This is a genomic window from Kordia jejudonensis (genome assembly GCF_001005315.1).
Lineage (GTDB): Bacteria > Bacteroidota > Bacteroidia > Flavobacteriales > Flavobacteriaceae > Kordia > Kordia jejudonensis.
In genome coordinates, this window is record NZ_LBMG01000030.1 from 57,771 (window position 1) to 83,126 (window position 25,356).

General features: G+C 32.8%; 24 protein-coding genes. 11 read left to right on the forward strand and 13 right to left on the reverse strand.

From position 1 onward, the window contains the following. The first annotated feature begins 91 nt into the window (after window positions 1-91). Both AA089_RS15075 and AA089_RS15080 read left to right on the forward strand, forming a co-directional pair. On the forward strand, window positions 92-583 hold the full coding sequence (locus AA089_RS15075) for an RNA polymerase sigma factor (RefSeq protein WP_046757800.1): 492 nt from the start codon (window positions 92-94) through the stop codon (window positions 581-583). Continuing rightward, a complete protein-coding gene (locus tag AA089_RS15080; RefSeq protein ID WP_046757801.1) occupies window positions 576-1,184 on the forward strand; it encodes a hypothetical protein in 609 nt (202 codons plus the stop codon). Before AA089_RS15075 ends, AA089_RS15080 begins: the two co-directional genes overlap by 8 nt. Window positions 1,185-1,334: 150 nt before the next feature. Here AA089_RS15080 and AA089_RS15085 read toward each other — a convergent pair whose 3' ends face one another. Further along, on the reverse strand, window positions 1,335-1,595 hold the full coding sequence (locus AA089_RS15085) for a hypothetical protein (protein WP_046757802.1): 261 nt from the start codon (window positions 1,593-1,595) through the stop codon (window positions 1,335-1,337). Between the two features lie 962 nt (window positions 1,596-2,557). Between AA089_RS15085 and AA089_RS15090 the strand changes: the two genes are divergently transcribed. Then, window positions 2,558-3,700, forward strand: coding sequence for a methionine aminotransferase (locus AA089_RS15090; RefSeq protein ID WP_173427065.1), 1,143 nt, complete (start codon window positions 2,558-2,560; stop codon window positions 3,698-3,700). 46 nt (window positions 3,701-3,746) lie between these two features. Here AA089_RS15090 and AA089_RS15095 read toward each other — a convergent pair whose 3' ends face one another. From AA089_RS15095 to AA089_RS15120, 9 genes are all read right to left on the reverse strand, one after another. Next, the gene (locus AA089_RS15095) at window positions 3,747-3,932 is read right to left on the reverse strand and encodes a hypothetical protein (RefSeq protein ID WP_046757804.1); all 186 of its coding nucleotides are present in this window, start codon (window positions 3,930-3,932) and stop codon (window positions 3,747-3,749) included. 33 nt (window positions 3,933-3,965) lie between these two features. Continuing rightward, window positions 3,966-4,124 (reverse strand): class I lanthipeptide, encoded by a 159-nt coding sequence (locus AA089_RS25465; RefSeq protein ID WP_173427064.1) that lies wholly within the window; start codon window positions 4,122-4,124, stop codon window positions 3,966-3,968. A 193-nt stretch (window positions 4,125-4,317) separates the two neighbouring features. Further along, a complete protein-coding gene (locus AA089_RS24845) occupies window positions 4,318-4,473 on the reverse strand; it encodes a hypothetical protein (RefSeq protein WP_156169045.1) in 156 nt (51 codons plus the stop codon). Window positions 4,474-4,556: 83 nt separating this feature from the next. Continuing rightward, window positions 4,557-6,251 (reverse strand): helix-turn-helix domain-containing protein, encoded by a 1,695-nt coding sequence (locus tag AA089_RS15100; protein ID WP_046757805.1) that lies wholly within the window; start codon window positions 6,249-6,251, stop codon window positions 4,557-4,559. Window positions 6,252-6,450: 199 nt separating this feature from the next. Further along, the gene (locus AA089_RS15105) at window positions 6,451-6,636 is read right to left on the reverse strand and encodes a hypothetical protein (protein WP_046757806.1); all 186 of its coding nucleotides are present in this window, start codon (window positions 6,634-6,636) and stop codon (window positions 6,451-6,453) included. 67 nt (window positions 6,637-6,703) lie between these two features. After that, window positions 6,704-6,901, reverse strand: coding sequence for a hypothetical protein (locus AA089_RS15110; RefSeq protein WP_046757807.1), 198 nt, complete (start codon window positions 6,899-6,901; stop codon window positions 6,704-6,706). 166 nt (window positions 6,902-7,067) lie between these two features. Then, window positions 7,068-7,217, reverse strand: a complete 150-nt coding sequence (locus tag AA089_RS24850; RefSeq protein WP_156169046.1) for a hypothetical protein — start codon at window positions 7,215-7,217, stop codon at window positions 7,068-7,070. A 114-nt stretch (window positions 7,218-7,331) separates the two neighbouring features. Then, complete coding sequence (locus AA089_RS15115) at window positions 7,332-9,038, reverse strand: helix-turn-helix domain-containing protein (protein ID WP_046757808.1); 1,707 nt, start codon at window positions 9,036-9,038, stop codon at window positions 7,332-7,334. A gap of 208 nt (window positions 9,039-9,246) precedes the next feature. Further along, complete coding sequence (locus AA089_RS15120; RefSeq protein ID WP_053002467.1) at window positions 9,247-10,137, reverse strand: thioredoxin family protein; 891 nt, start codon at window positions 10,135-10,137, stop codon at window positions 9,247-9,249. Window positions 10,138-10,405: 268 nt separating this feature from the next. Between AA089_RS15120 and AA089_RS15125 the strand changes: the two genes are divergently transcribed. The 3 genes from AA089_RS15125 to AA089_RS15135 are packed head-to-tail and all read left to right on the forward strand — an operon-like array spanning window position 10,406 to window position 12,936. Further along, a complete protein-coding gene (locus AA089_RS15125) occupies window positions 10,406-11,374 on the forward strand; it encodes a sensor histidine kinase (RefSeq protein WP_046757809.1) in 969 nt (322 codons plus the stop codon). Next, window positions 11,371-12,093 carry a LytR/AlgR family response regulator transcription factor gene (locus AA089_RS15130; RefSeq protein WP_241480001.1) on the forward strand — a complete coding sequence of 241 codons (723 nt, stop codon included), beginning with the start codon at window positions 11,371-11,373 and terminating at the stop codon, window positions 12,091-12,093. Before AA089_RS15125 ends, AA089_RS15130 begins: the two co-directional genes overlap by 4 nt. A gap of 60 nt (window positions 12,094-12,153) precedes the next feature. Further along, complete coding sequence (locus AA089_RS15135) at window positions 12,154-12,936, forward strand: amidohydrolase (protein WP_046757810.1); 783 nt, start codon at window positions 12,154-12,156, stop codon at window positions 12,934-12,936. Between the two features lie 408 nt (window positions 12,937-13,344). Here AA089_RS15135 and AA089_RS15140 read toward each other — a convergent pair whose 3' ends face one another. Beyond that, window positions 13,345-14,961 carry an Ig-like domain-containing protein gene (locus AA089_RS15140; RefSeq protein WP_046757811.1) on the reverse strand — a complete coding sequence of 539 codons (1,617 nt, stop codon included), beginning with the start codon at window positions 14,959-14,961 and terminating at the stop codon, window positions 13,345-13,347. Window positions 14,962-15,021: 60 nt separating this feature from the next. Continuing rightward, window positions 15,022-15,711 carry a ComF family protein gene (locus AA089_RS15145; RefSeq protein ID WP_316936954.1) on the reverse strand — a complete coding sequence of 230 codons (690 nt, stop codon included), beginning with the start codon at window positions 15,709-15,711 and terminating at the stop codon, window positions 15,022-15,024. A gap of 51 nt (window positions 15,712-15,762) precedes the next feature. On the opposite strand from AA089_RS15145, the gene AA089_RS15150 reads away from it, so the two are divergent. From AA089_RS15150 to AA089_RS15165, 4 genes are all read left to right on the forward strand, one after another. Next, complete coding sequence (locus AA089_RS15150; protein WP_046757812.1) at window positions 15,763-16,134, forward strand: hypothetical protein; 372 nt, start codon at window positions 15,763-15,765, stop codon at window positions 16,132-16,134. A 168-nt stretch (window positions 16,135-16,302) separates the two neighbouring features. Continuing rightward, window positions 16,303-16,857 (forward strand): class I SAM-dependent methyltransferase, encoded by a 555-nt coding sequence (locus AA089_RS15155; RefSeq protein ID WP_046757813.1) that lies wholly within the window; start codon window positions 16,303-16,305, stop codon window positions 16,855-16,857. Between the two features lie 36 nt (window positions 16,858-16,893). Then, window positions 16,894-18,435: a glycine--tRNA ligase gene (locus AA089_RS15160; protein ID WP_046757814.1), complete on the forward strand. Its 1,542-nt coding sequence runs from the start codon at window positions 16,894-16,896 to the stop codon at window positions 18,433-18,435. 368 nt (window positions 18,436-18,803) lie between these two features. Further along, the gene (locus AA089_RS15165; RefSeq protein ID WP_046757815.1) at window positions 18,804-21,167 is read left to right on the forward strand and encodes a DUF2339 domain-containing protein; all 2,364 of its coding nucleotides are present in this window, start codon (window positions 18,804-18,806) and stop codon (window positions 21,165-21,167) included. Window positions 21,168-21,199: 32 nt separating this feature from the next. Here AA089_RS15165 and AA089_RS15170 read toward each other — a convergent pair whose 3' ends face one another. Beyond that, window positions 21,200-24,613, reverse strand: a complete 3,414-nt coding sequence (locus tag AA089_RS15170; RefSeq protein WP_046757816.1) for a hypothetical protein — start codon at window positions 24,611-24,613, stop codon at window positions 21,200-21,202. A 414-nt stretch (window positions 24,614-25,027) separates the two neighbouring features. Here AA089_RS15170 and AA089_RS24280 point away from each other — a divergent pair, with 414 nt between their 5' ends. Then, on the forward strand, window positions 25,028-25,264 hold the full coding sequence (locus AA089_RS24280) for a hypothetical protein (RefSeq protein WP_082113294.1): 237 nt from the start codon (window positions 25,028-25,030) through the stop codon (window positions 25,262-25,264). Window positions 25,265-25,356 lie beyond the last annotated feature (92 nt).

Here is a 25,356-nt window from a genome sequence, read left to right on the forward strand (position 1 = left end):
TCTAGTGTCATATCGAGCGCAGTCGAGATACCGTGATAAGAAGAGCAAAAAAATGTAGAAATTAAAGTCAAAAACACACAATACAACGCGAATGCGAGAAGAATATTTCAAAGAAATCATCACACATCACAAAGATAAAATCTATCGAATTTGTCTTGCCTATCTCTACGAAAAAGAGTTGGTAGATGATTTATACCAAGAAGTGCTCATCAATGTTTGGAATGGACTCAAAAACTTTAAAGGAAACTCAAAATTAACAACGTGGTTGTATCGCGTTACGCTAAATACCACCATTACCTTTAATCGTCACGCCAAAAAACATGTGCAATTATTCAATAGCGAGCTTCCCGATACATTTGAAGAAGTTTTAGATACAGAACGGCAAGCCAAAGAAAATCGAGTCAACAAACTCATGCAATGTGTGCAAAAACTCAAAAAAGACGAACGCCTCATTATCAGTTTGGTCTTAGAAGAATTGAGTTACAAAGAAATTGCAGACATCATCGGAATAGAAGCCAACAATGTCGGTGTCCGAATCAACAGAATTAAAAAACGCCTTTTAAAAATATACAATAATGAATGATTTTAACGACATCCTAAACGACTGGAAATCGGTTTCTTCAACAGAAATTGAAGTCAACAGCGAAAGTGACTCGTTGTTTGCAAAACTCAAAAAATTACAGCGAAAAATAGTCTTCGGAAACTTGTTCATGAGCATTTCATTTGCCGCAGTATTTGCCGTTTTCATTTGGTTATGGAACGCAAATTTGGGCAAAGAACGTTCGGATAACTTCTACATGGGTTTAACATTCATGTTTGTTTTATTGAGTATTACCTTAGTCATGATGTGGTATCGTGTATTATTTTGGCGAACGCCGAATGATATCTCAGAAAATATGAAAGCCTTTGCGACAAAAATGTTGAAAAAACTACGCTATTTTAAATGGATTACGAGCTTTTTTATGCCAACATATTTAGTTTTGTTAGCTGTCGGAATCACAATTTACTACCAAGATGTTTTGCAGGAAACGAGTCTCACCATCAAACTTATTGCTTACGGAGCAACGTATGTATGGTTATTTGTAGTAGGTTTTATAATGGTGCGAAAAAAACGAAAAAAGAACAACAAAGACGTTGATCCTATCATTGAAAACCTAGAAGAAGTATTAGACACACTAGCCTAATTTTCATAAAAAAAACTACAAGCGAACCAAATTTCGCTTGTAGTTACACATCCATGTATGTCAGTATAAATATGATAATAAAAAGAGTGAACCCAAATTTTATTACTACTTTAAGAAAGTAATCAAAAATATACTGAATACAAAGCTATATTATCTGTTACGTACTGGAGATGCTGGCTCTTTATCAATTGGAGTTGAAGTATCTACTCCATTACTACAAATACAAGATAACTCAAATGTATCTGTCGGGCAGTTTGTTGCTACAGGAAGTGATACTAAATCAGAATGTACATCTGAGTAATTTCCATAATTAGCATGATTAGAAGCTAAACCTCCGTTAACGAATCTTCCGTTAATAATTGACACTGTACTTTTGTTTAATGCGATTTTACGTAAACTCTTTTTTTTCATAATGTTTGTTTTTGTGGTTAAACATGGTTCAAAGGAATCACAAAAAAATACACCAACCAAGACAAGCCTCTGAGCTTTTATAAAATGTCATCATGAAAAAAGAAGCATTATTTTTGATAAGAATTAAAACGTAAATTTTCAACAATAATTAAGTTTAAAAAACTACAGATATAATTTTAAATATTTGATTTGCAGCTAATTATTTAAATTATTTTGTATAAATATTTTCTGATTGTATTCAAATTAAGAGATGACCTTTTATAAAACAGTAGGTTCGTTTTTTCAATACAGAAGTATCTTTTCAACTGCTATAAAAAAAGCAAGTACAGTTTCAATTTTTGTGGGTGTAACAGCCTTCAAATGCGAATTAAATTTGAACTAATAATTTTTTGAATTACTTGGGTAACGTTTTTAAACTTCCTGTACTTTTAGGTATAAACTTAAATTATTATAATTATGAAAAAAAGAAGTCTAAAAAGTTTAGCACTGAACAAAAGAGCAATTTCTTCTCTTGAAACTACGGATCAGTCTAAAGGAGGAGCAAGTTACCCAACATTGAGAAGAACAGAATGTACTTGTGACACAATGTATTTTTGTGATACATGGGCATTATGTGATCCATATGAGCTATAGAACTATATGATAAAACGAACTTCGGTTTGTTTTTAGTAAATATAATTCTGTAAAAAGACTTGAAAGAGACTATTTGAAAAGCTAAATTTTCGTCAAGCCAATCTTGATTCGGTTTCTCATAATCATTGAAAATCAGTGTAATGAGATTCTGAATTGAATTCAAAATGACGCTTTTTTATACTTTTTAGATAGTCTCTTTTTTTGTAATATACATTTCTACACTTATTAAAATAGGAATCGAAAATTTTACCAAAACTGCTGCATAGCTTCATGACAGCGTAATTTTTAATTTATTATGCTTAATTTTCCGCCAATAAGCAACCAAAATGATACAACATACATCCAAACTTCCAAATGTAGGAACCACCATTTTTACGGTAATGAGTCAGTTAGCTGCCAAGGAAAACGCCATCAATCTTTCGCAAGGATTTCCTAATTTTCCTTCAGATCCAAAACTAATTGAAATGGTGCAGCAAGCTTTGCGTGAAAATTACAATCAATACGCGCCAATGCCCGGCGCAATGATATTGCGGGAAGCCATTGCTGAAAAAATGGAGCATTTGTATCAAAAAAACTACAATCCAGCTACGGAAATTGTGGTTACAGCTGGTGCAACACAAGCTATTTTTACCATTGTAAGCGCGTTTGTACGACCAACAGATGAAGTAATTATATTTACACCAGCCTACGATTGTTATGCGCCAGCTGTGGAAGCGCATGGTGGAAAAGTAGTGCCAATTCAGTTAAAAGGAAAAGAGTTTGCCGTCGATTGGAATGAAGTTCGAGCGAAAATAAACGACAAAACTAAGTTGATGATTATCAACACGCCACACAATCCAAGTGGAACAGTATTGTCGAAAGCAGATATGTTGGAACTTTCTTCAATTTTAGAAAATACAAACACTATTTTACTCAGTGACGAAGTATACGAACATATTATTTTTGACGGTGCACAACATCAAAGTGCGGCATTATTTCCGAAACTTGCCGAACGCGCGTTTATCACAGCTTCTTTCGGGAAAACATTTCACAATACAGGTTGGAAAATGGGCTATTGTGTAGCGCCAAAAGAACTCATGGACGAATTTAAAAAAGTGCATCAATTCAATGTATTTTCTGTAAATCATCCAATGCAAATTGGCATCGGGAAGTATCTCAAAAATCCTGCACATTATGAAGCACTTCCGAGTTTTTTTCAGCGAAAGCGAGATTACTTTTTAAATGCGATTAAAGATTCACGTTTTACATGGAAACCATCGCAAGGAACGTATTTTCAAGTGTTGTCTTATGAAGATATTACTGACGAATTGGATACCGAATTTGCCAAACGCTTAACACGTGAACATAAAATTGCGTCCATTCCACTTTCTGTATTCAACACAAATAAAGAAGATCATAAATTGCTGCGTTTTTGCTTTGCCAAAACTGAAGAAACATTGCAACAAGCGGCTAAAATTTTGAATCAGATATAAAAAAAGCTTCTCGTTTGAGAAGCCTTTCTAATCTGATAATTCACTACTATTTTGGAGCTGTACAAATTCCTGGCGATCCAGTATTGTAGCACCATCTGTTGTATGTAAAATTGCAAAACTCTGGTTCTACAGAAATTACAGTTGTGTAACCACCTTTGATTGCAGTATTTGCCTGAAGATCAGTTACTTTTTCTTTTGATAATTGTAGGTTTTTTAAATTCTTTTTTTTCATGGTTTTAAAATTTTTAGGTTATTAATGTTAAGATTAGTGTGCGTGGCAAGAAGTTGGACACATCGAATCGAATGTTAAACAACCAGTCCAAGCGCGTGTGCCACCACCAACAATTCTATCTTGTTTTGCTACATCTAAATTTGCAATTGATGCTTTTGCTAATTGTAACGATTTTACTTTTTGAGTTTTCATAATTGAATAATTTAATTTTTAGTTGATCTCAATATATGATTCGTATGCGCTGAAAAAAAGGAAACGTAACTCAAGAGAATTAAAAATTGCGAGATTTGAGGTGCGATTTTAGTAGCTAATTTTAGTGACACACATCAAAAAAAAATCGGAAGCTTGGCTCCCGATTTTGTACATGTGAATTGATAAGCGTGTATTAAAAGCAAACATAGTTTCCGCAATGCGTTCCAAGTCCGCTTTCTTCTCCGTCAAGCGTACGTGTTCCGCCTTTTAACTGAGAAGCTGTTATTTGATTAATTTTAGCAATGGTCGATTTTTTTAAATACACTTTTTGTAAAGTTTTCACTTTCATACGTATTGGTTTTGAGTTGTAATTTATACAAGTAATATAGGCTATTAATGTAATTAGTACGCAGCGTATACAACTCAAATTAGTTAATTTGAGGCAACGTTTTTATCTGTATCTTCAAGATTTTTAATATAATACGAAGGATATAATTTTGTGTAAGCTTTAAAATATTTTGTGAACGAATTTGTACTCTTATAGCCAATTTCTTCCGCAATATGCTTGATAGAATAGTTGCGAAATTTTGAATCTTCCTTCAAACGTTTCAATACATATTCAATGCGTAATTCGTTGATGTATTCGTAGAACTTTTTATGCTTATAAGTGCTTATGATTTTGGATAAATACGTTGTATTGGTCTTTACTTTTTTAGCCATATTTTGCAAATTGCAATTGCTGTTTAAAAAATATAACGACTGTTCTAATTTTTCCAAACCATCCAAAATAGCATTGACTTTTTTATCTTTTATGACAATATCCGTTTTCTTTTCAGGAGCTTTTTCTGCTTCAATTTGCGATACTAATTTTTGAAAAATGATCTTGTTTTGTTTTCGAATTTTTATGAATTTAAACAAAAAGAAACCACACAATCCAACAACAAAAACACTAAAGAGAATTACGTAGATTAAACGGTTTTCTAACTTCGAAGTTAAGGAAGAAAGATCGTCATTTTCTTTGCGAACCGTTTCGTATAAATCTTTAATGACTTCTATGTTTTTAACTTCATTGTGTTTGTTGAGTTGTACATATTTTTCGGTGTAAAATAAATGTTGCTCATTGTTTTGCAATTGTTCAAACGAATTTGCCAATGCGCGAAAGGTTCCTAACAATTCTGGCGGATTGAAACTATTTTGATCGTTGGAATTTTTAGTCGCAACAATAGTTTCAACCTTTTTCAAAAAGGCAATAGCTTTGTCATAATCCTTCAATTCGTAATATGATTTTCCGATGTAATAATAAATTTCGGTCAATCGTTTTTGGTTGTTAAGTCCTTTTGTAATTTTTTCTGCTTTTTGCAAATAATCAACCGCGATTTCAAAATCTCCCTTGATGAAATAGGCAATTCCAATATCGATATAAAAATAACTTACGCCTTCGTCATCATTGATTGCCAAACTTTTTTGTAAGCCAATTTTTGAATAGTGTAAGGTAGAATCAGGTTGTTGCAAACGAAGAAATGTACCGCCGATTCCCATGTATGAATTTATGGCAACTAATTCGTCTTTAAACGTATGTTTTTCTGCCAAAAGCGCATTGTTTTTGTAAATTTCTAACGCTTCTTCGTAAAATTCCATGCGTCTTTTTACTTTGGCAATATTGGCTTTTGCACGCACAATGATTTCAATTTCTTTTGATGAATTTCCAATGTCGAGCGCTTTTAAATAATTTTCCAATGCACCTTTATTATCGCCCAAATACACAATGGCATTTCCTTTAATGAGCAATGGAAAAGCTTTCAAAATATCGTCTTTTAGCGCATCGGCAGTTAAAATTGCAGCATCTGCATGTTGAATGGCGAGTGAATAGTTTCCTTCAATATTGGCTATACGACTTTTTTGAATGTAAGCATCGTATACACCACGTTTATCATTATTATTTTTACTTTTTTCGAGTAAAATTTCAGCATACTTATTGGCTAAGTCAGGATTGGAATATTTGTGTTGATTGATAAATACGACAATGTCTTCAGCAGAAGCATCTTCGGGCATTTCTTGTGCAAAAAGAGTTGAAGCAGTAAGCATGAAAAAAAATAAACTCCAAAAGTTGGACACTTTTTGCATCATAAACACTCTTTTTTAGGAAATTGGTTCTTTTATAAAAATAGATTAAATCGTTGGTAGGATTTTTAATCAAAAAAGTTTGAATCACTTCAACGTTAAAAATAATAATAATAAAAGATATTCATCCTGTTTTGGAGTTTTTCTACATAAAAAAAGCTTCCCAAACGAGAAGCTTTTCATATTATTTTTGAAATTGAATTTCTTATTGACAGTTGGTTTGATTTCCTGTAAGACACCAAGAACCTGTTTGTCTTGTGGTTGTTTCTCCACAATCAAAACATGAACGTGTTGGCGTTTGCCAAGGCAATGTTCCTCCTTTTAATAGGTCTTGCCCTAACTGACTTACTTGTTTTTTATTTAAGGCTAATTTTTTAAGTTGTTTTTTCATGATTTTAAACTTTTAAGTTTTTCAATTTGGTTTATAATATCATATGTAATTTACTACTTTTTTTGGATTAAGCTGGCATACTTCCACCACTGTAAACTCGTGTAGTTAAGAATGGAGGACACGGATCCATCGTACAACCTGTATCATTACACATATTACCTCCTTTTACATTGCTTTTACTTCCTGGCGTGATAGCAGAAATTTTTTCCTTTTTAAATACTAGCTTGTCAAAAGTAAATTCTTTGTTTAGATTTTTTTTCTTCATGAGTATAAGTTTGATTTGTTAATGTTTTTAATATACGCATGAAATAAGAATTGAAGTAATATTATATAAGTAGATTCTTAAAAAATTCACGAATTTGCGCACAAAAAAACCAGCCTTATGTAGCTGGTTTTGAGTTGTATTGAACGTTTGAAAGTGTCTGTTTTTTTTAAGCCGACATGTTGTGTTCACAAAACATATAACCTGGGCAAATAGTAATTGGTACTGATTCTAAGTCGCTTTGAGAGCGAGTTCCACCTTTTAACGCTTCCAATTCATTGGCTTGCATACTTGCAATAAGACGCTTACGTAAATGCATGGTTTTTAAGTTCTTTTTTTTCATAATTGATTATTTAAAGTTTAAGTTTTCGGTTTGAAAATAAACATATTTTATTTGGGAGTTTGCATGTCAGCAGTAGTCTATAACTCAAATTTATAAATTTGCGTCTATCTTTTTCTCTTTTTCGTTCAAGTTTTGAATGTAAAATGAAGGATAGAGTTTGGTATACGCTTTAAAGTGTTTGGTAAATGAATTAGTGCTTTTATACCCAATTTCTTCTGCAATGTTTTTAATGGAATATTTTCGAAACTTAGCATCTTCTTTTAAACGTTTTACGACATATTGAATGCGTAATTCGTTAATATATTCCGTAAATTTTTTCTGCTTGTGCGAACCGATAATCTTTGATAAATAGCTTGTATTTGTTTTTATCTTTTTGGCAACATTTTGTAACGTACAGTTACTATTTAGGAAAAATAGAGAAGCTTCTAATTTGTCCAAACGCGCTAAAATTTCATGTACTTTTTTATCTTGAATCGTTACCTCACTTTTTTTCTTCTCCAGATTTTCTTGTTCTATTTTTTCAAGTAATTGCTCAAAAATGATTTTGTTCTTTTTACGTACCTTAATCCATCTCCAAATAAAATAAATACAACATGCAAATACTAAAAATGCTAAAACGGATATTATTTTGACGGTATCTTTTAATTTTGATTCGGAATATGTTAATTGCTTTTTTTCTTGTTGCACATTATCTAACAACGTTTCATATACATTGGTACGATCAATATCTTTGAGTTTGTCAAGTGCTTTGTACTGTTCAAAACTAGCATTCGATTTTTCAATTTTGCCTTGTTTTTTATAAACATCTGCTAACAATTCGTGCGTGGAAAGTAAAATATGAGGATTGAATTTTAGTGCATTTTTATTATTATTTTCTTGTGTTACAGTTGTCTTTGTCAATTCTAAAAATTCAACTGCTTTCGTATAGTTTTCCTGTCCCAAATACGATTTTCCAAGATAATAATACACTTCCACCAAGCGTTTTTTATTCTTTAACTCAAGTGTAATTGTTGCTGCTTTTTTTAAATACATGATGGCTTTTTCAAACTCACTTTTCATGTAATATGCGATGCCCATATCGATATAAAAATAGCTTTCGCCTTCTACATCCTTATTTTCAGAAGCAAAATGAAGTCCGGGTTTTGCATAAAAAATTGTAGAATCTGGTTGGGATAAGGTTAAAAAAGTTCCTGTCAATCCTAAATACGTATTGATGCCGATGGTTTCTTTTTCGAGTCCATGTTTTTGACATAGTTTAAAATTTTCCTGAAACATTTCTAAGGCTTCTTTGTCAAAATGTACATTGCGTTTCACTTTGGCAATATTGCCGCGCGCCATAATTTGATTTCGAATGTGCTTACTTTTTTTAGCAAATTTCAACGCTTGTAAATAATAGAGCAACGAATTTTCGTCATCACCAAGATACACATATGTATTTCCAACAGTAAGTAACGCTTTGCAGATAAACACATCGTTTTGCATTGCTTTTGCAACATCTTCGGCACGTTTAGCGTGCAACATTCCAGTTTTATGATCGCCTTGAATATTGGCAATACGTGCCAATTGATAATAGGCTTTAAATATAAATTCTTGGTTATTTTCAGTTTCGCTTTTTTGCAACAGTAACGTTGCATTTAAGTGCGCTCCTTCAGGATCGGAAAATTTTTGTTTCAAGATAAACGCGTATCGTGCTGCTAAAGAAGCATTTTCTGAAAGTTCTTGCGCTTGCGCGGAAAAGGAAAAAGTAATTATTAATAAAGTCGTAAAAATTAAAAATTTAGCAACTATTCTCGTCATAAACCTATTTTTAGGAAATGGATTTTAATATACGTTTGGTGTTACAATAGCATAATCGTGGTAGTGCCATTTCACAAATTCGTTCTGAAAAACGAATTGCGTCTAAAATAAGAATAATATAATTGAATACTGTTTTAAAAAAGACAAAAAGCAACGCTATATACTCACAAGGAGAAGCGTTGCTTTTCAAACAAACTTTGCTTTTATGTTAATAATCTTGCATTTTCGCTAACATTGCCTTCGCATTTTTATCATCAGCATCTAATGCTAAAACTTTGGCATATAATTCTTTAGATTTTTTATAGTTTTTACTAAAGAAGTAAGCTTCTGCCAAACTATCATAACTATTTTTATTTTCAGGAAAGAGTTTGGTATTTATGGTAAAAACAGTAATCGCTTTTGAAATTGCATTTGCGCGAAGCAGTACATAACCATAGGTGTTTAATTCCTTTAAACTTTTAGCATATGATGTAATTTTTGAAACGACTTCATCAAGATTTTCAGCAACATAGTTTTCGCCTTTTTCCTTAAAAATATTATCTAATTGCGTTACAACTTGATAGTTATGCTCGTATGATTTTTTTCTGCAAATTTTTAGCAAATCAGCTTCCAAACTTTCTACAGGATGTTCTACAATTCTACCAATTTCTTTACCTTTTTTATCATACACAATAAAAGTTGGCACGCGATGAATGTTCATGCCAATTTCTTCGCCATTTGGACCTTGCTTGTACTGCTCTTTCCCATTATTAAGTCCAATAACGCGTAGTTTATTTTCAGGAAAATTAGCGGCTTCCAATACTTTGTAAAACTTAGGAACTTCACGTTTACTGTCGCCACACCAAGTTCCCATGAACACGGTAATGGTGTATTTTTTTAATTTTCGTTTCAGTTTTTGAATGGTTTTTTCATCAGGTTGATACGCTTCGTAGTTTGGCGTAAACCATTTGTCAAACGAGTTTTGTGTAAACCCTTTTTTGTTGATTTCCCCTAACATTTTTTCGCGTCCTCTAGCGTCTTTCGTCACTTGATTGATTTCTTGCGCAAGCGAAATTTGGATGCATAAAAGCGCAAAACCTAGTGTAAAAATTCTGTTCATTTCTTGGTTGTTTTTGTTGATGTTTCAAAACTCAGCCAATGAACACTTAAAAACTAAAAAAATGTACAGCATGCACACATAGCTTTATAAAAAGCAATTTTTGAAAAGATGTAGTTCTTTTGCTGAAAATGGAAGTTTGTACAGTGAAGCATGCATTTTATCCGTGTATATTTGATCAATTCTAGCTTTCTTAGTACTTTGACTGCTTGTAAGCTTTTGAGAACTCCGAGTTTTTTATGAATCTCAATTAGTGTGTAAAAACAAACCTATGAACTTTTTTAGTTACCGAATTTCTAAAATCCTGATCCACATTCTGTTTTGGACCTTGTTCATTTTTGTTTCGTTATTTTACTTCTCAGATTATTATTGGGCAGAAAATCCATTTTTGCAATACATGTCCATTTTAGTCATCATTGTGTACACAAACGATTTTTTATTGTTGCCTTTTTTTGAAAAGAAAAAATGGTACACTTTGTATATTTTACTCATTGCCTTGATTAGTTTTTTGGCGACACAATTGTACTGTAATGCGTTTGCGCAATGTGGTTGTAGTGTGGTAAAATGCTTGTCGGATTATGTGTGGCAAACCATTGTGCCAATTATCTTTTTCTCGTTTATTTGGGTATTATTTCGTTATTTAAAGAAGAAAGACGAAGTAGAAGCCATTCAACAAAAACACACAGAAATGGAGTTAAAATTTTTGAAATCACAGATCAATCCGCATGTGTTATTCAACAATTTAAACACGATTTATTCCTATTCGCTAGAAAAACCTACGCACGTTCCCGAATTGATTTTAATGTTGTCCAATAACTTAAAACATGTGTTGTATGAAAGCAATGCAACCTTTGTTTCTTTAGAAAAAGAACTGACGTTTATCAACAATTATATCAAGTTTCAAGAAATTCGTACGGAAGGCATCAAAACCATCAAATATACCCAACAAATTGATCGGGATGATTATAAAATTGCTCCTTTATTGTTAATTACTATTATTGAAAATGCTTTTAAACACAGTGTGATTGATAGTGAAATTGACATGGCAATTCGTGTAGAAAACTACGAATTGAAATGTGTATGTGCCAATGTGTTTGATCCTGCAAAGGAAACAACAGACGACAAAATTGGCTTGCAAAACCTTAAAAAACGCTTGGAGTTAATTTACAAAGATCAATACGAATTGAAGATTGAAACCGAAAATTTGTATTGTGTAACGCTGAAATTGAAACTCACATGAAAGCTCTAACACACATGAAATGTATCATTATTGAAGATGAAATTCCTGCACAGCGTATTCTGAAAAGTTACATTGAAAAAGTATCGTATTTGGAGTTGATAGGCACATTTAATGCAGCATTAAAAGCATATGATACTTTGTATTCGGAAGATATTGATTTGATTTTTTTAGATATAAATCTACCCGATATTTCAGGATTGAGTTTTCTGCGAACGCTTAAAAATCCGCCAACAATCATCATGACGACTGCATATCCAGATTATGCCGTGGAGAGTTTTGAGTTTGAAACCATTATTGACTATTTAGTCAAACCATTTTCATTAGAACGCTTCCTAAAAGCCATTCAGAAAACACAACGACAGCAACCAAAAACAGTCGTTTCAGAAACGGAAAAAACACCTTCGGAAACATTATTTTTAAACGTAGATAAAACCTTTCATAAAATTCAATTTCAGGATATTTTTTATGTAGAATCGGAACGAAATTACTTAACGGTTGTGAGCAAGCAACAAAAACTATCGTTCATTGGAAGTCTTCGCACTTGGAAAGAAAAATTACCACAACAGCAATTTATTCAAATACACAAATCGTTTGTCATTAATATAAAATACGTAGATAAAATTACAGGAAACGAAGTGTATATTCACGACAAGCGTATTCCAATTGGAAGAACATTTAAAGCAACATTGTTTGAGGTGTTGGAAATTCATGGAAAATAATTAGTTTACAATTAGTATCTTTCATACCAACATACCAACATACCAACATACCAACATCACATGAAAAACCAAGAATTACACGTTGCGCTTGTTCAAACCAATCTCGTTTGGGAACATCCTGCGGAAAATCGTATACAATTACACAAAAAAATCAACACGATTGCTGATACGGTTGATCTTATTATTTTACCTGAAATGTTTACTTCTGGTTTTACCATGAATCCTGCGTCAGTTGCTGAAACCATGGATGGCGAAACAATCGCGTTGTTGAAAAATTTGGCAAAAGAAAAAAATGCTGCAATTACTGGTAGTTTGGTTATTTCTGAAAGCGGAAATCATTACAATCGTTTTGTATTTGTATTTCCTTCTGGCGAAATTGAAACTTATGACAAACGCCATACATTTACCTTAGCTGGCGAACATGAAGTGTATACGGCTGGAACTTTCAAAAACATCATTACGTATAAAGATTGGAAAATTTGCCCGCTAATTTGTTATGATTTACGCTTCCCAGTTTGGGCGCGAAATGTAGAAAATTATGATGTTTTACTGTATGTTGCCAATTGGCCAAAGCCAAGAATTAGCGCTTGGGATGCCTTGTTAAAAGCACGCGCCATTGAAAATATGAGTTATTGTATTGGTGTCAATAGAGTAGGACTCGATGCAAATTCGCATGAATATCCTGGACATTCTGCGGTGTATGATGTGTTGGGCGAAAAGCTAACAAATTTAGAATCGGGTAAAGAAGAAATTGCGTTTGCTACGCTGACAAAATCGAACATAGAAACTTATCGAAATAAGCTAAAATTCTTAAATGATAAAGATACTTTTGAGTTGTTGTAATTGTCAATTAATGCCAGTTCGATATAACCGATTCGATTTATAGTTATAATTAAGTCTAGAAACTTTCTACTATAAAACACATTTTCAGTGTTTTATTTTCGTTTTCTTTGCTTACCCAAAGAAAAGAAACAAAAGAAAGGGAACTTTTAGTTCATAACATTTACATTTTAAATTAAAGTATTCATGAATGCAAAGCATTTCCAGAGGTATTTTCAGTTTTTCTTTTTGGGAAAAACTAAAACCACATGAATTTTTCTAAATTTTTTAGTTCACAATCTTTATATTTTAAATTAAGGAGTTCATGAATCTTCGATTTCCAAGGATTCAAAAATTCTTAATGAAAAATCCCTGCTATACTGCGGAAAAGAATAACTTCAAACTAAACTTTTTACGTCGAACTCACGTTACTTACTTAAAAATAAGCGTTTCATCCCAATCCCAATTGGCTCTTAATTCAATTTTCTTCGGATTGTACACAACACGTTCGGGTTGTATATTTTTCAAGTAATTCCCCGTGTCCCATTTTCCGTTTTTATTGGTGTCCAATATGGCTCTAATGTAAACGTTTTGCGGCTCTATGTTTGGAAAATTATAACTTGGCTGTGCTTCCGTAACGTATTTTTCAACAAGGATTTCAAGCTTTTCATTTACAATTTGAATAATTAATGGATATTCTTTTGCATTTTGAAGCGTCAATTTAATGTTTGCATAATCCTTTTTAGCTTTCGTGCTCAGTCCGTAATCTAGTGTGTCATTGACTTCTCCGAAGAAATCTGTAATGGTTTTTGGAAGCATTTTAATTTTGTAACGCTGACTTTCTTCTTTTTCAAATAAAATTTCCAAACGATTTTCTTCTTTTATAAATTTTGAAGTAAACGCTACCGCAACAGAATCTTTATTTTCAATAGAAATTAAGCTTTCATCCGTTGCAACAATTGGCGTATTGGCACTAATGCTAAAGTTTTCAGTTAGCGGAAGATTACCTCTATGACTCGGTTTAATTTGCAAAGAATCGCCTTTAAGTTCCTTCATTTTTACGGTAAATTCTTTTTCAAAATTCTTTTTAGAAACTTTAAAAATCAACGAATCTGTTTTTTGTGGCAAATGCTTAAACCAATAGCGAAGAGTATCTTTTTCAGGATCTTGCGTGATGCTGTATTGAAAACTATCTGATACTTTCGAGACCAAATCAATCTTCATGTCTTTCGCTTCGCCTTCATAACCAAACACAATCATTTCTTTGGAAACCAGCGCTGGACGCGTCGCTCTAAATTCAGGAATTTCTTGAAATAATGTAATTGTGTATGAAGAATCTGTTGGAATCGTTACTTCTTCTTCAATATAACCAATTTTGTCTGTTTTTGGGTTAAAAAGGTAGTTGTTGGCAACATCTTTCATGGCAACCATTTTGTACTTTCCAGCACGTAAGTTTGAAAGTTTAAAGTCAGATACACTATCTAAGGTATTTGTAATATATGTTGGAGTTTCTTTGTAAATGGTAGAATCATTATACGTAGAATCAATTTCATATAACATCACAGAAACGAAGGTTTCAGGACTATTTTTTAAGGCATCTTTGATAACGCCGCCAACTTCTAAAGAATCAATATAGCTTCCTGTAGAAAATACATATTTGAAATATTCATATGGATTTTCCTCATTATTATCTACAATACTTTGCCCAAAATTGAATGAATATGTAGTATTTTCTTGAAGCGTATCTGTAATTTGAATATCTATATATTTACTCGTGCCACCTTGCGGATATACAATGTAACCGCCTTCTTTAATTGGAGGCGAAATAATCAATTGCTTTCGAATGTCTTTTACTTTAATATATTCGTCAAAGTAAATTCGAATCCGTTTTTCGTCAAAATTAGTTGTAAATTCTTCAGGTTGCGATTTTACCATTTTTGGTGGTTCTGTATCAGGATCTCCACCAGATGGAATGCCTCGTTTTGCACAATTTATCAATGATAAAAAGAGAAGTGTAGCAATACTGAAAAATAATAATCGATGTTTCATTAATGATAACTAAATAATGTGGTACAAATAAACTAATTATTTTTGGTACATACGAACGTTTTAACTTGCTATTGACATTGTTGCAATACTAATTTTGATATTTGGTATTTTTTTAAGTGCATTGGCACAGGCTTCTAGCGTTGCGCCTGTCGTAATCACATCATCTACCAGAAGAATATGCGCATCGGTTAACAATTCGGCATTTTTAATTTCAAAAGAATCTTGTATCGTTGTCCAACGTTCGGCACGATTTTTAAATGCTTGTGTTTTGGTGTTATTTATTTTGATAAGGATTGTATCTGCATACGTAGCATTTAGCTGTAAAGCGAGTTGTTTGCCAAAAGTTGCCACCTGATTGTAACCGCGTTCTTTCAAACGTTTTTTGTGTAAGGGTACAGGAATTACATGTGTAATTGTTTGGTAAGATGGTTCATTTTTTAAATCGTTTCCTAATATATTTCCTAAAATTACACCAACTTCTTGTTGTCCTTTATATTTAAGCTGATGTAACAAGTGTTGTACAATACCATTTTTCTTGTAGTGTACCAATGCTGTAGCATTTTCTAGTAAAACACGTCCGTAAAAGCTTTGTAACACAGGATTTTCAGGATGTTTATGATACGAAGTAAAAGGTAAGTTGTGCCTGCAATGTGTACAAATGTGTTGTTCGTGTTGTATCAATTTTGACGCGCAGCCCAAGCAAGTTGCTGGAAAAAAGGCAGAAACAATATTATTTAATATCTTTACCAACTTGAAATTTTAATTTAGATCTTTAATTTAGTTTAAAAGTACTACTTTTTTATGAGTGGCGTCACAAAAGATACAATTCAGAAAATCCTACTATTAGCGCTAGCCGCGATGACTGTATCAATGGTGTTCATCTCTATTTTCAATTACAATGACAACATAGAAAAGAATGATTATTTAGACAATGAAAAAATACTTGTCCGTGAAGAACTCATGGATATCATTAAAAATTATGATCATTTAGGCAAATTACAAGTTGTAGATCATTCAATTCTAAAATCTGAGCGCAGAAAAGCGAAAGAGCTGCTTCGTAAAATTGAACAATCTGATTTAGACTATGAAAGCATTATAAAATACAGGAAGCAATTACTTACATTGCGAAAAACCAACCGTCAATTGCATCGAAAATTTGACGGAAGCCTGTAAGGTGCAAAATTTCAATTCATTAGTTGTACAGTAGTAATTTTCTACACTTCTTTTATTTCAATGAAAAAAACTAAAGTATCGACTAAAAAACACCTTATTTTCTGATTATTTTCTTTACTTCGCGTAACATTCAAAAATTCATCATCAAAGTACTAAAATCTCCAGCAATTGGATAGCTTAAAATTTTTTAGAGAAGCCATACGCGATATCAAAACTTCGGGAACTATTTTCCCAAGTTCACGATTTTTATCTCGAAGAATCGTTAATAATATTGACTTTTCTAAAGTGAACGTCATTGTGGAATTTGGTCCTGGAAATGGAATTATTACCAAAGAAATTTTAAAAAGGATTCAACCACAAACAAAACTCATTGCTTTTGAAATTAATGAGAAGTTTGTAGAATCGCTTGGAAAAATTAAACATTCGCAACTTTTTTTAGAAAAAGCATCCGCTGAAGATATCACGTCAATTTTAAAAAAACATGGGTATGACAAAGCCGATTGTATCATTTCGAGCTTGCCATTAACGAACATTCCAACAGAAATAAGCGATCGTATTTTAGACAATTCTTACGACGCCATGGCAAAAGGAAGCTTGTTTGTTCAGTATCAATACAGTCTTACCTACTACAAAAAACTCAAGGAAGTTTTCCGTGATGAAGTGAAGTTATCCTTTGAAGCGTTTAACATTCCGCCTGCTTTTGTGTACATCGCTAAAAAATAGCTTGTAGCTCATAAACAAACGTTTTATATTTGCGCCATGGCAAAACAAGACGACCAATTTAAGAAGGTAATATCGCACGCAAAAGAATACGGTTATATATTTCAATCAAGTGAAATTTATGACGGGTTAAGCGCGGTATACGATTATGCTCAAAATGGAGCTGAATTAAAGAAAAACATACGCGACTATTGGTGGAAAGCCATGGTGCAAATGAACGAAAATATCGTTGGAATTGATGCAGCAATCTTAATGCATCCAACCACTTGGAAAGCTTCAGGACACGTAGATGCATTCAATGATCCTTTAATTGATAACAAAGATTCTAAAAAAAGATATCGTGCCGATGTTTTAGTGGAAGATTATTGTTTAAAAATTGAAGCTAAGATTGAAAAAGAAGTCAAAAAAGCAGCCAAACGTTTTGGAGATGCATTCAATAAAGAAGAATTTGTATCTACTAACGGACGTGTTGTCGGATATCAAGAAAAAATAGATACCATTTTAGCTCGCTTAGGAAAATCGTTAGAAAATGAAGATTTAGCTGATGTAAAAGCTTTGATTGAAGAGTTGGAAATTGCAGATCCTGTTTCGGGTTCAAAAAATTGGACAGAAGTGAAGCAATTCAACTTAATGTTTGGTACAAAATTAGGAGCTTCCGCAGATACGGCAATGGATTTATATTTACGTCCAGAAACGGCACAAGGTATTTTTGTAAATTTCTTGAACGTTCAAAAAACGGGTCGTATGAAAATTCCGTTTGGTATTGCACAAACTGGTAAAGCTTTCCGTAATGAAATTGTAGCGCGTCAATTTATCTTTAGACAGCGTGAATTTGAACAAATGGAAATGCAATTCTTTGTAAAGCCTGGAACGCAAAAAGAATGGTACGAAGCGTGGAAAGAAAACCGTATGAAGTGGCACTTATCATTAGGAATGGGCGCAGACAATTACCGTTTTCACGATCATGAAAAATTAGCACATTATGCGGATGCTGCCGCAGATATTGAGTTCAAATTTCCATTCGGATTTAAAGAATTGGAAGGAATTCACTCGCGTACAGATTTTGATCTAAAAGCACACGAAAAGCATTCAGGTAAAAAGTTACAATACTTTGATCATGAAGCCAAAGAAAGCTACGTTCCATATGTTGTAGAAACCTCTATCGGATTGGACAGAATGTTCTTAGCAATCTTTTCAAACTCATTAGTAGACGAAACTTTGGAAGACGGTTCAGAACGTACCGTTTTACGATTGCCAGCCGTTTTGGCGCCAACAAAAGCAGCCGTTTTGCCATTGATTAAAAGAGATGGCTTGCCAGAAATTGCACGTAAAATCATGGATGATTTAAAGTTTGATTTCAATGTGATTTATGATGAAAAAGATGCTGTTGGACGTCGTTACAGAAGACAAGATGCTGCTGGAACGCCATTTTGTATTACTGTTGATCATGATACGTTAGAAGATAATATGGTTACCATTCGTCACAGAGACACCATGGAACAACAACGTGTAAAAATTGAAGATGTGCGTAGCATAATCATGAAAGAAGTTGACATGCGTGCTTGGTTAATGAAAATGTAAATTAGTACAACATTTATAACTCAAAGGGGTTTTCTAAAAAGTAATAGAAACCGTCATTCTGAACTTGATTCAGAATCCCATACTCTTGATTTTCAATGATGATGAGGAACCGAATCAAGTTCGGTTTGACGAAATTTCAACTTTCTAGAGAACCTCTTTTTTTGTTGATAATATCGTCTGTTTTGTAATATATAACTATTTAATATTTAGTTTATTAAAAATTAAATTCATTTAAAATATCGTTTGTTTTTATCAATAATTGAGTTTAAAAAAGCAAAATGAACCTTCATATTTGTATGCAAACCAACTAGAGATACTTATATTCACTTAGAAATTCTCGTGAACGAAGTATTTATAAACAATCAACCATGCAAGATTATTCAGAAACGATACGGCAACTTACACGAAAGTTAGACGTATTATCGCAAAAACAGCAGCAATTTTCTAGAGAAATCAATGATTTGCGTTTTCAAATTGAAAGTTTAAAAGCTGCACAAGAACGAGAAATTTCAGAAACGAAAGAAGTAGTTGCAGCAAAACAACCTGAAAAAGTAGTTGAAGAAGTACTAATTGAAGCTCCAAAAAAAGAAATTAAAGAGACTATTTCTACTCCAAAAGTAGTTTCGGAAACGAAAATTCCAACACCAACACCTTCGTTTACTAATGAAAAATCGAATCTTGAAAAATTCATTGGCGAAAACGTATTAAACAAAATAGGAATTATCATTACCATTATTGGTGTGGCAATTGGCGTAAAATATTCTATTGAGCACGAACTCATTACACCTACAACACGAATTATTTTAGGATATTTAAGTGGAATAGGATTGTTAGGTTTCGGAATTAAGCTAAAAAAGAAATACGAAAATTACAGTGCCGTTTTAGTTAGTGGTGCTATCGCAATTTTATACTTTATAACCTATGCAGCGTTTAGTTTTTACGGTTTAATCTCGCAATCGTTGGCATTCTTTATCATGGTTTTGCTTACGGTTTACGGTGTGTACACGGCAATATTGTACAATCGACAAGTAATTGCGCATATTGGTTTAGTAGGCGCGTATGCTGTTCCGTTTTTAGTCAGTACAGACTCAGGAAATGTCTTCGTTTTATTTACTTATATAACGATTATCAACATCGGAATTCTAATCATTTCATTTCAAAAATATTGGAAAGGTTTACTTGGTTCTGCATTCGGAATTACATGGCTTATTTATTTAAGTTGGTTTGTTTCAGAATACGTAACAGCTGATCATTTTAGTATTGCATTGAGCTTTCTATTTGTATTCTTTGCGATATTCTACACGACAATTTTGGCGTACAAACTCATCAAAAAGGAAGTGTACAGCGGATTGGATATTGTACTTTTACTAGTCAACACATTTTTAGCATACATCATTGGTTATTTCTTATTGCTTCGACATCCTGTGGGAGAAAAATTTCTAGGAATTTTCACCTTAGGAAACGCATTCATACACTTGCTTGTAAGCTACATTTTATTCACTAGAAAAGATGCAGATAAAAACTTACTATATCTCGTTTTTGGATTGTTCATTACGTTTGTAACCATTGCAATTCCTGTAGAACTCGATGGAAGTTGGGTTACGATATTATGGGCGTTAGAAGCATTTATATTATTTTATATTGGACGTACAAAAGGCATCAAAATTTATGAAAAACTATCCTATCCACTAGTATTACTAGCTTTTCTAAGTCTCGGACACGATTGGTTTACTTTGTATCCAAATCATTATGATTATAAAAGTATTGCGAATATAACACCAATTTTTAATTTAAATTTCTTAGGTTCTTTGGTGTTTATGCTTTCGCTTGGCGCAATAACATATTTGTTCCATAAAAAAGAGTATACAACACCTTTACAATTATCACGAACTATAGAAGAGTTTTTATCGATTGCCATCATTGGAATTTTCTTATGTTCAGTATATTATTCATTCCGAATTGAAATTGCTAGCTATTGGAATCAATTATATATCAATTCAGAAACGGGAAATAATTTTGAAAAACTTAGCAATTCAAACTATAATTTATTAGAATTCAAAAGTGTTTGGATCATTAATTATTCGCTATTTTTCTTTGCTTTACTTTCGTTTATAAATATCAAAAAAATTAAAAATGAAACATTTGGCTACGTTAATTTAGGCTTCAATGTGTTTGCCATTTTTATATTTCTCACGCAAGGATTATTCGCGCTAAGCGAACTCAGAGATGCATACATTCAACAAGATGCAGGAATTAGTGTGTATGCACTTGTCATACGATATATTTCCTATGTATTTGTAATTGCACTTTTACTAGTTACCAAAATATATATTCGTCAAGAGTTTATCAAAAGAAGATTGCAAATTGTTTTTTATGGAATATTTCATGTAACTATTTTGGCAATTTTGAGTAGTGAATTGATTCATTGGTTAGACATTGCTTCTAATGCTGCTTCGGATAAATTAGGATTGAGCATTTTATGGGGAACATATGCGTTATTTGTAATTGTACTAGGAATTTGGAAAAGGAACAAATACTTGCGAATTGGCGCTATTGCACTCTTTGGCATCACACTTGTAAAGCTATTTTTATATGACATTGCACATTTGACAACCATTGCAAAAACAATCGTATTTGTGTCGTTAGGTGTATTATTATTAATCATTTCATTCTTGTATAATAAGTACAAAAACAAAATATTTGATGAAATTTCCGATGAAAAATTAACCTAAATATACGTGTGTTTTTTATCGAGCAATGCTAATTAAAAGTACGCACGCAATTGTACATTTCCAGTATGAATGGTACGTGAAGTTTCACTTTTTCGTCCAAAGTAAGAAAGATTTAAATCGAGGAATTTGGTCAATTTTTTTTGAACGATCAAATTCCACGTAAAGTTGGTACCAGGTTGCAAACCTTCTAACATTTGATAGCCAACAGGTGAAAAGGCATTTCCAGTAAAATTGTTTTGAAAATAGCTAAATTCTCCATTCAATGCTACTTTTTGTTGATTGCTATATGCAAATGAAATTCCTGCTTTTTGCTGTGTCAATGATTCCAAATCGCCAATTAGATTTTCTTTTTGTTCATACTTATAAAAAACACTGAATCGGCTATTTCGATTAAAAATATAGGAAAGTGTTGGCGTTACTTTAAAAAGATTAATATCGAAGTTTTTATTCAAGAAATTTTCTGAAATACTTTCGGTTTTTCCAGTACTTGTAATCAAATCGGTAAGCCAAAATTTGCCAATTTTATGTGTAAACTGAAGTTGATGCGATGTATTGATATTTTCCTGCGAACCAATAGACAATAAGTTCTTGGATTTGGCATTTAAATACGTATACGAAGTTGTATATCGTTGCTTTCCACGATTGTAAAAAAGAGCATTTCGTAAACTTTGATTCAAGCCTAAAACATTTTCACTTTCATCGCCATCAAACGGATTCAAATTAAAACTTTCATTCGCGCGTCGGATCTTTCGATCTATTAAAAATGAAGATTGATTGTAAAAATGCGATAAAAACTTTTGAACTCCTTTTTTATTACTCCATTGCGAAGGATTTAAGGTTAATACTTGACTAAATTTATTTTGATGCGTTTTGATGAAAATCTGATTTGGAAGTAATACACGAACGTAAATTGCTTCATCGGGAAACTGTGCCAATTCGAATTCGTCTAATTCCTGAATGTCATTATCGTTATAATCATTCCAAGTATATACACCTTGTCCTTGATCAACTTGTACATATGTAAATTCCTGTTGTGGTAAGGCGCCAGAGTTGGTTTCGTAAACCGTATTTAAGGAAACAAGTTGGTTAAATAAACGTTGTTGATACACCAAACGTGAATTTAAAGATTGTTCGTCTTCAATTGTTTCATCTTCTTGATTTAGCGTTCTGTAATTGACAAAAAGTGAAAGTTGCGTGTTTTTATTCTGAATTAAGCGTGACTTTAAAAAGTACGTATTAGAGGAATTTACACGTTGCAAATTGTCATTTCGCAAACTATCATTCACACGATATGTATAGCCAATTTCTGCATGAATTTTTAAACTATCGCCTACACCAGCAAAAGCTGTATACGCTTTAAATCGTTGACTCAATGGTGTAAAATTTTGCGTTGCAATTTCCTGTTGCTCATTGCTTTCTAAGCTCAATTGTGCGCCAGCCCAACTTTTCGTAAAACTATAAGTAGTACGTGCAAACAAACGTAAAAAGTCAGACGTTGTAGTTACGGTTTCGTTGGTTAAATAACTTCCGCTGGTTTGTAGTTTTAGTTTCCCAAACGTTAAATCGGAAAGAAGTACATGCCGATTTCCTGTTGCATTATTAGCAAAATCTAAATACTCAAAACTGTACCGCGCTGTTCCGTTTTTCTCGTTAGAAAAATCCAATCCAGTTGCCAAGAACTGCTGATTTCCTGCATTGAACGTATTTTCTAAATTCCAATCGCGATTAAATTCAATAGAATACAAACGCTCAATAGTTTGAAATTTCTCATCAATGTAATTAAAATTGGCAAAACTGCGAATCTTCCAATCTTTATCTAGCAATTGTTGTTGTACGTTCAATTGTGTAGCCAATCCTTGATTGTCATCATCATCAATGGAAGAAAATAAATTTTGATCATTATTACTAAAACCAACTTCAAACTGTACATCTGTTTTTTTACTTGGCGTGTACGCACCTTTTACAACAGCAACTTGGGTTTTCGTTGGCGACACGAGTTGAACAATTGGCTCATAATTTCCTTGTAAAACACCTGCAATTGGTGCTACATATTCGTAAATTCTACCGTTAGAAGCCGCATTTGCCAAGATATAATTTCCTTGATTATCGCCAACCAATGAAAACCGAACATCAAACAACGTATCATCAGGATTGTTAGAAAATACAAAGGTTTCCACGCCGCCGACAAGTTCTTTTTTATATAAAATTCGATTCTCTGAAAATGCTTGTTCTACCGCAGAAGGCGCCGTCATTAAATCTCTGTCGTCTCCAGCATCACGTAAAATAGCAACTTGTTCTTCGGATAAGTTCTGCTGAATTGGCTGATTTTTAGAATCATTTTCAGAATAAATATACCCAGCAATGTTCAACTTTTCAGATTCATACTTGGCGCCACCATAAGCGACAAAACGTGTATAATTGTTATCGGTAAACTGATATTCTACGCTAATTCGCATTTCGGAAGTAATCGGATATCTTGAGGTAAACGTAATTTCTCCCGCGTTGTAATCAATAATATAATCGTTGTTTTCACCACGTTCTACAGGCAATCCGTTTACATACACGGTTTCACTTCCTGAAACAATCAAGATAAATAATTCTTCGTTTGGTCCTGTTAATTTGTACGGTCCTTGGTTTCCTTCTTGTCCTTGAAATCTACTTTGTGTGTAGCGTCCACGAACCAATGCTCCTGAACCAAAAATACTTGTTTTACTATTTTCATGCGGCAAATTGACCACGACGCCAACACCTTGCACTTTTTTTTGAAAACGCATAAAACTTGTTTCTGTATTTTCCAGATTCACATCTCCTGCACGCACTTTCCAGTTTTTACTTTCCAGTTCTATAAAAACCTGATCAAACTCATCCAAACGTTGCGAATACCCACTTTCTTGAATGGGAATATTTGCATCTTGAATAGAAGCGCGCAAGGTAACATTTTGAGATATTTTCCCAGAAATTTGCAAATCGAGTTCCGAATTTAATACGGTATTTTGATTATTTCCAACGGTAACACCACGTGAAATGCTTCCAGAGGTATTCAAACCATCAAAAAGTCGTGTTTCAGAAGCTTCTCGATTCGATTTTAAGGAGACAATTTTATCAATATCAATTGGATTTTCAACAATGACATTCTTATTAAAGCCTGTATATTTTTTTGTTAAGAATTTTGGGTATTGTGTATAGCTTACGCGAATGGAATCGGTGGTAATTTTTGAAAGATCGAGATATAGGATTGCTTTTTCAAAATCAATTCGAAAGGCGGTAGTATCAATTTGTTTATTTTTTTTATCGGTCAGCCGAAATAGATACGGATTAATACTGACCGAATCGAGCACAATCGCATCTTTAACGGCTAGTTTTTTCGTACGGCGATTACTTGTTTGTCCCTGTAACGAAACAGAGCAAAACAGCGCAATACAACAACATAAGAAAAATAACCTCATCTACAACTAAACTAATTCCGATCAAAAATATTTTAATTTTTGCAGGAAAAGAAGCTTTTTAGTCGAAACGATACATTTCTCTTGACAATCGGCGATGAAAAATGATAGGAAATGTGTGAAATAGCGGTTTGTGAGTTTATAAGTTTATAAGTTTAATTTTTGAATAACTAATAACGAACAACCAACAACCAACAACCAACAACCAGCAGTTGGTTAATTTATGTATACCTGATTTTTAGTAATTTACGAAATAAGGAGTCCGAAAAAGGGTCGATTTCTATGCTTTTCGGTACTCTGAAACGGTACTCTTTTGATGCCCTAAAATCACCATATTTTCGATTGATTTTTAACTGTTTATCCATTGCTAAAAAGTATCCGTTTTCTCATGTAATTATAACAAAAATACACGGAAAAATGGTACGTAAAGAACAAACTAAAAGAAAGTCAATTTTAGACAAGCTAGATTTGGATTCGATTCCTAGATCTACCAAGCCACTCATTGATACAAATAAGATATTGAAGCACCCTGTGACTAAAGTAGTCATTTGCGGTGTGGCAATTTATGGAATCCTTAAAGTGTCAAAATACTTTGTAAATGCTTATGCAGAACTTATTCGGGCTTCAAAAAATTTGAGCGATGCTTGTAAATAGTAAATAAAACATAAGCTTTTCCTTTTATACTGACTTTGATCAATTTTTTGCTGTTTTATCGTGACCCCTTTCATAAGAGTATGATATTTCCT

Bases quoted from the DNA above. Each gene is read 5' to 3' on its own strand.
- AA089_RS15075 (WP_046757800.1), top strand. From the start codon at position 92: ATGCGAGAAGAATATTTCAAAGAAATCATCACACATCACAAAGATAAA.
- AA089_RS15080 (WP_046757801.1), top strand. From the start codon at position 576: ATGAATGATTTTAACGACATCCTAAACGACTGGAAATCGGTTTCTTCA.
- AA089_RS15085 (WP_046757802.1), bottom strand. From the start codon at position 1,595: ATGAAAAAAAAGAGTTTACGTAAAATCGCATTAAACAAAAGTACAGTG.
- AA089_RS15095 (WP_046757804.1), bottom strand. From the start codon at position 3,932: ATGAAAAAAAAGAATTTAAAAAACCTACAATTATCAAAAGAAAAAGTA.
- AA089_RS25465 (WP_173427064.1), bottom strand. From the start codon at position 4,124: ATGAAAACTCAAAAAGTAAAATCGTTACAATTAGCAAAAGCATCAATT.
- AA089_RS24845 (WP_156169045.1), bottom strand. From the start codon at position 4,473: ATGAAAGTGAAAACTTTACAAAAAGTGTATTTAAAAAAATCGACCATT.
- AA089_RS15100 (WP_046757805.1), bottom strand. From the start codon at position 6,251: ATGATGCAAAAAGTGTCCAACTTTTGGAGTTTATTTTTTTTCATGCTT.
- AA089_RS15105 (WP_046757806.1), bottom strand. From the start codon at position 6,636: ATGAAAAAACAACTTAAAAAATTAGCCTTAAATAAAAAACAAGTAAGT.
- AA089_RS15110 (WP_046757807.1), bottom strand. From the start codon at position 6,901: ATGAAGAAAAAAAATCTAAACAAAGAATTTACTTTTGACAAGCTAGTA.
- AA089_RS24850 (WP_156169046.1), bottom strand. From the start codon at position 7,217: ATGCATTTACGTAAGCGTCTTATTGCAAGTATGCAAGCCAATGAATTG.
- AA089_RS15115 (WP_046757808.1), bottom strand. From the start codon at position 9,038: ATGACGAGAATAGTTGCTAAATTTTTAATTTTTACGACTTTATTAATA.
- AA089_RS15120 (WP_053002467.1), bottom strand. From the start codon at position 10,137: ATGAACAGAATTTTTACACTAGGTTTTGCGCTTTTATGCATCCAAATT.
- AA089_RS15125 (WP_046757809.1), top strand. From the start codon at position 10,406: ATGAACTTTTTTAGTTACCGAATTTCTAAAATCCTGATCCACATTCTG.
- AA089_RS15130 (WP_241480001.1), top strand. From the start codon at position 11,371: ATGAAAGCTCTAACACACATGAAATGTATCATTATTGAAGATGAAATT.
- AA089_RS15135 (WP_046757810.1), top strand. From the start codon at position 12,154: ATGAAAAACCAAGAATTACACGTTGCGCTTGTTCAAACCAATCTCGTT.
- AA089_RS15140 (WP_046757811.1), bottom strand. From the start codon at position 14,961: ATGAAACATCGATTATTATTTTTCAGTATTGCTACACTTCTCTTTTTA.
- AA089_RS15150 (WP_046757812.1), top strand. From the start codon at position 15,763: ATGAGTGGCGTCACAAAAGATACAATTCAGAAAATCCTACTATTAGCG.
- AA089_RS15160 (WP_046757814.1), top strand. From the start codon at position 16,894: ATGGCAAAACAAGACGACCAATTTAAGAAGGTAATATCGCACGCAAAA.
- AA089_RS15165 (WP_046757815.1), top strand. From the start codon at position 18,804: ATGCAAGATTATTCAGAAACGATACGGCAACTTACACGAAAGTTAGAC.
- AA089_RS15170 (WP_046757816.1), bottom strand. From the start codon at position 24,613: ATGAGGTTATTTTTCTTATGTTGTTGTATTGCGCTGTTTTGCTCTGTT.
- AA089_RS24280 (WP_082113294.1), top strand. From the start codon at position 25,028: ATGGTACGTAAAGAACAAACTAAAAGAAAGTCAATTTTAGACAAGCTA.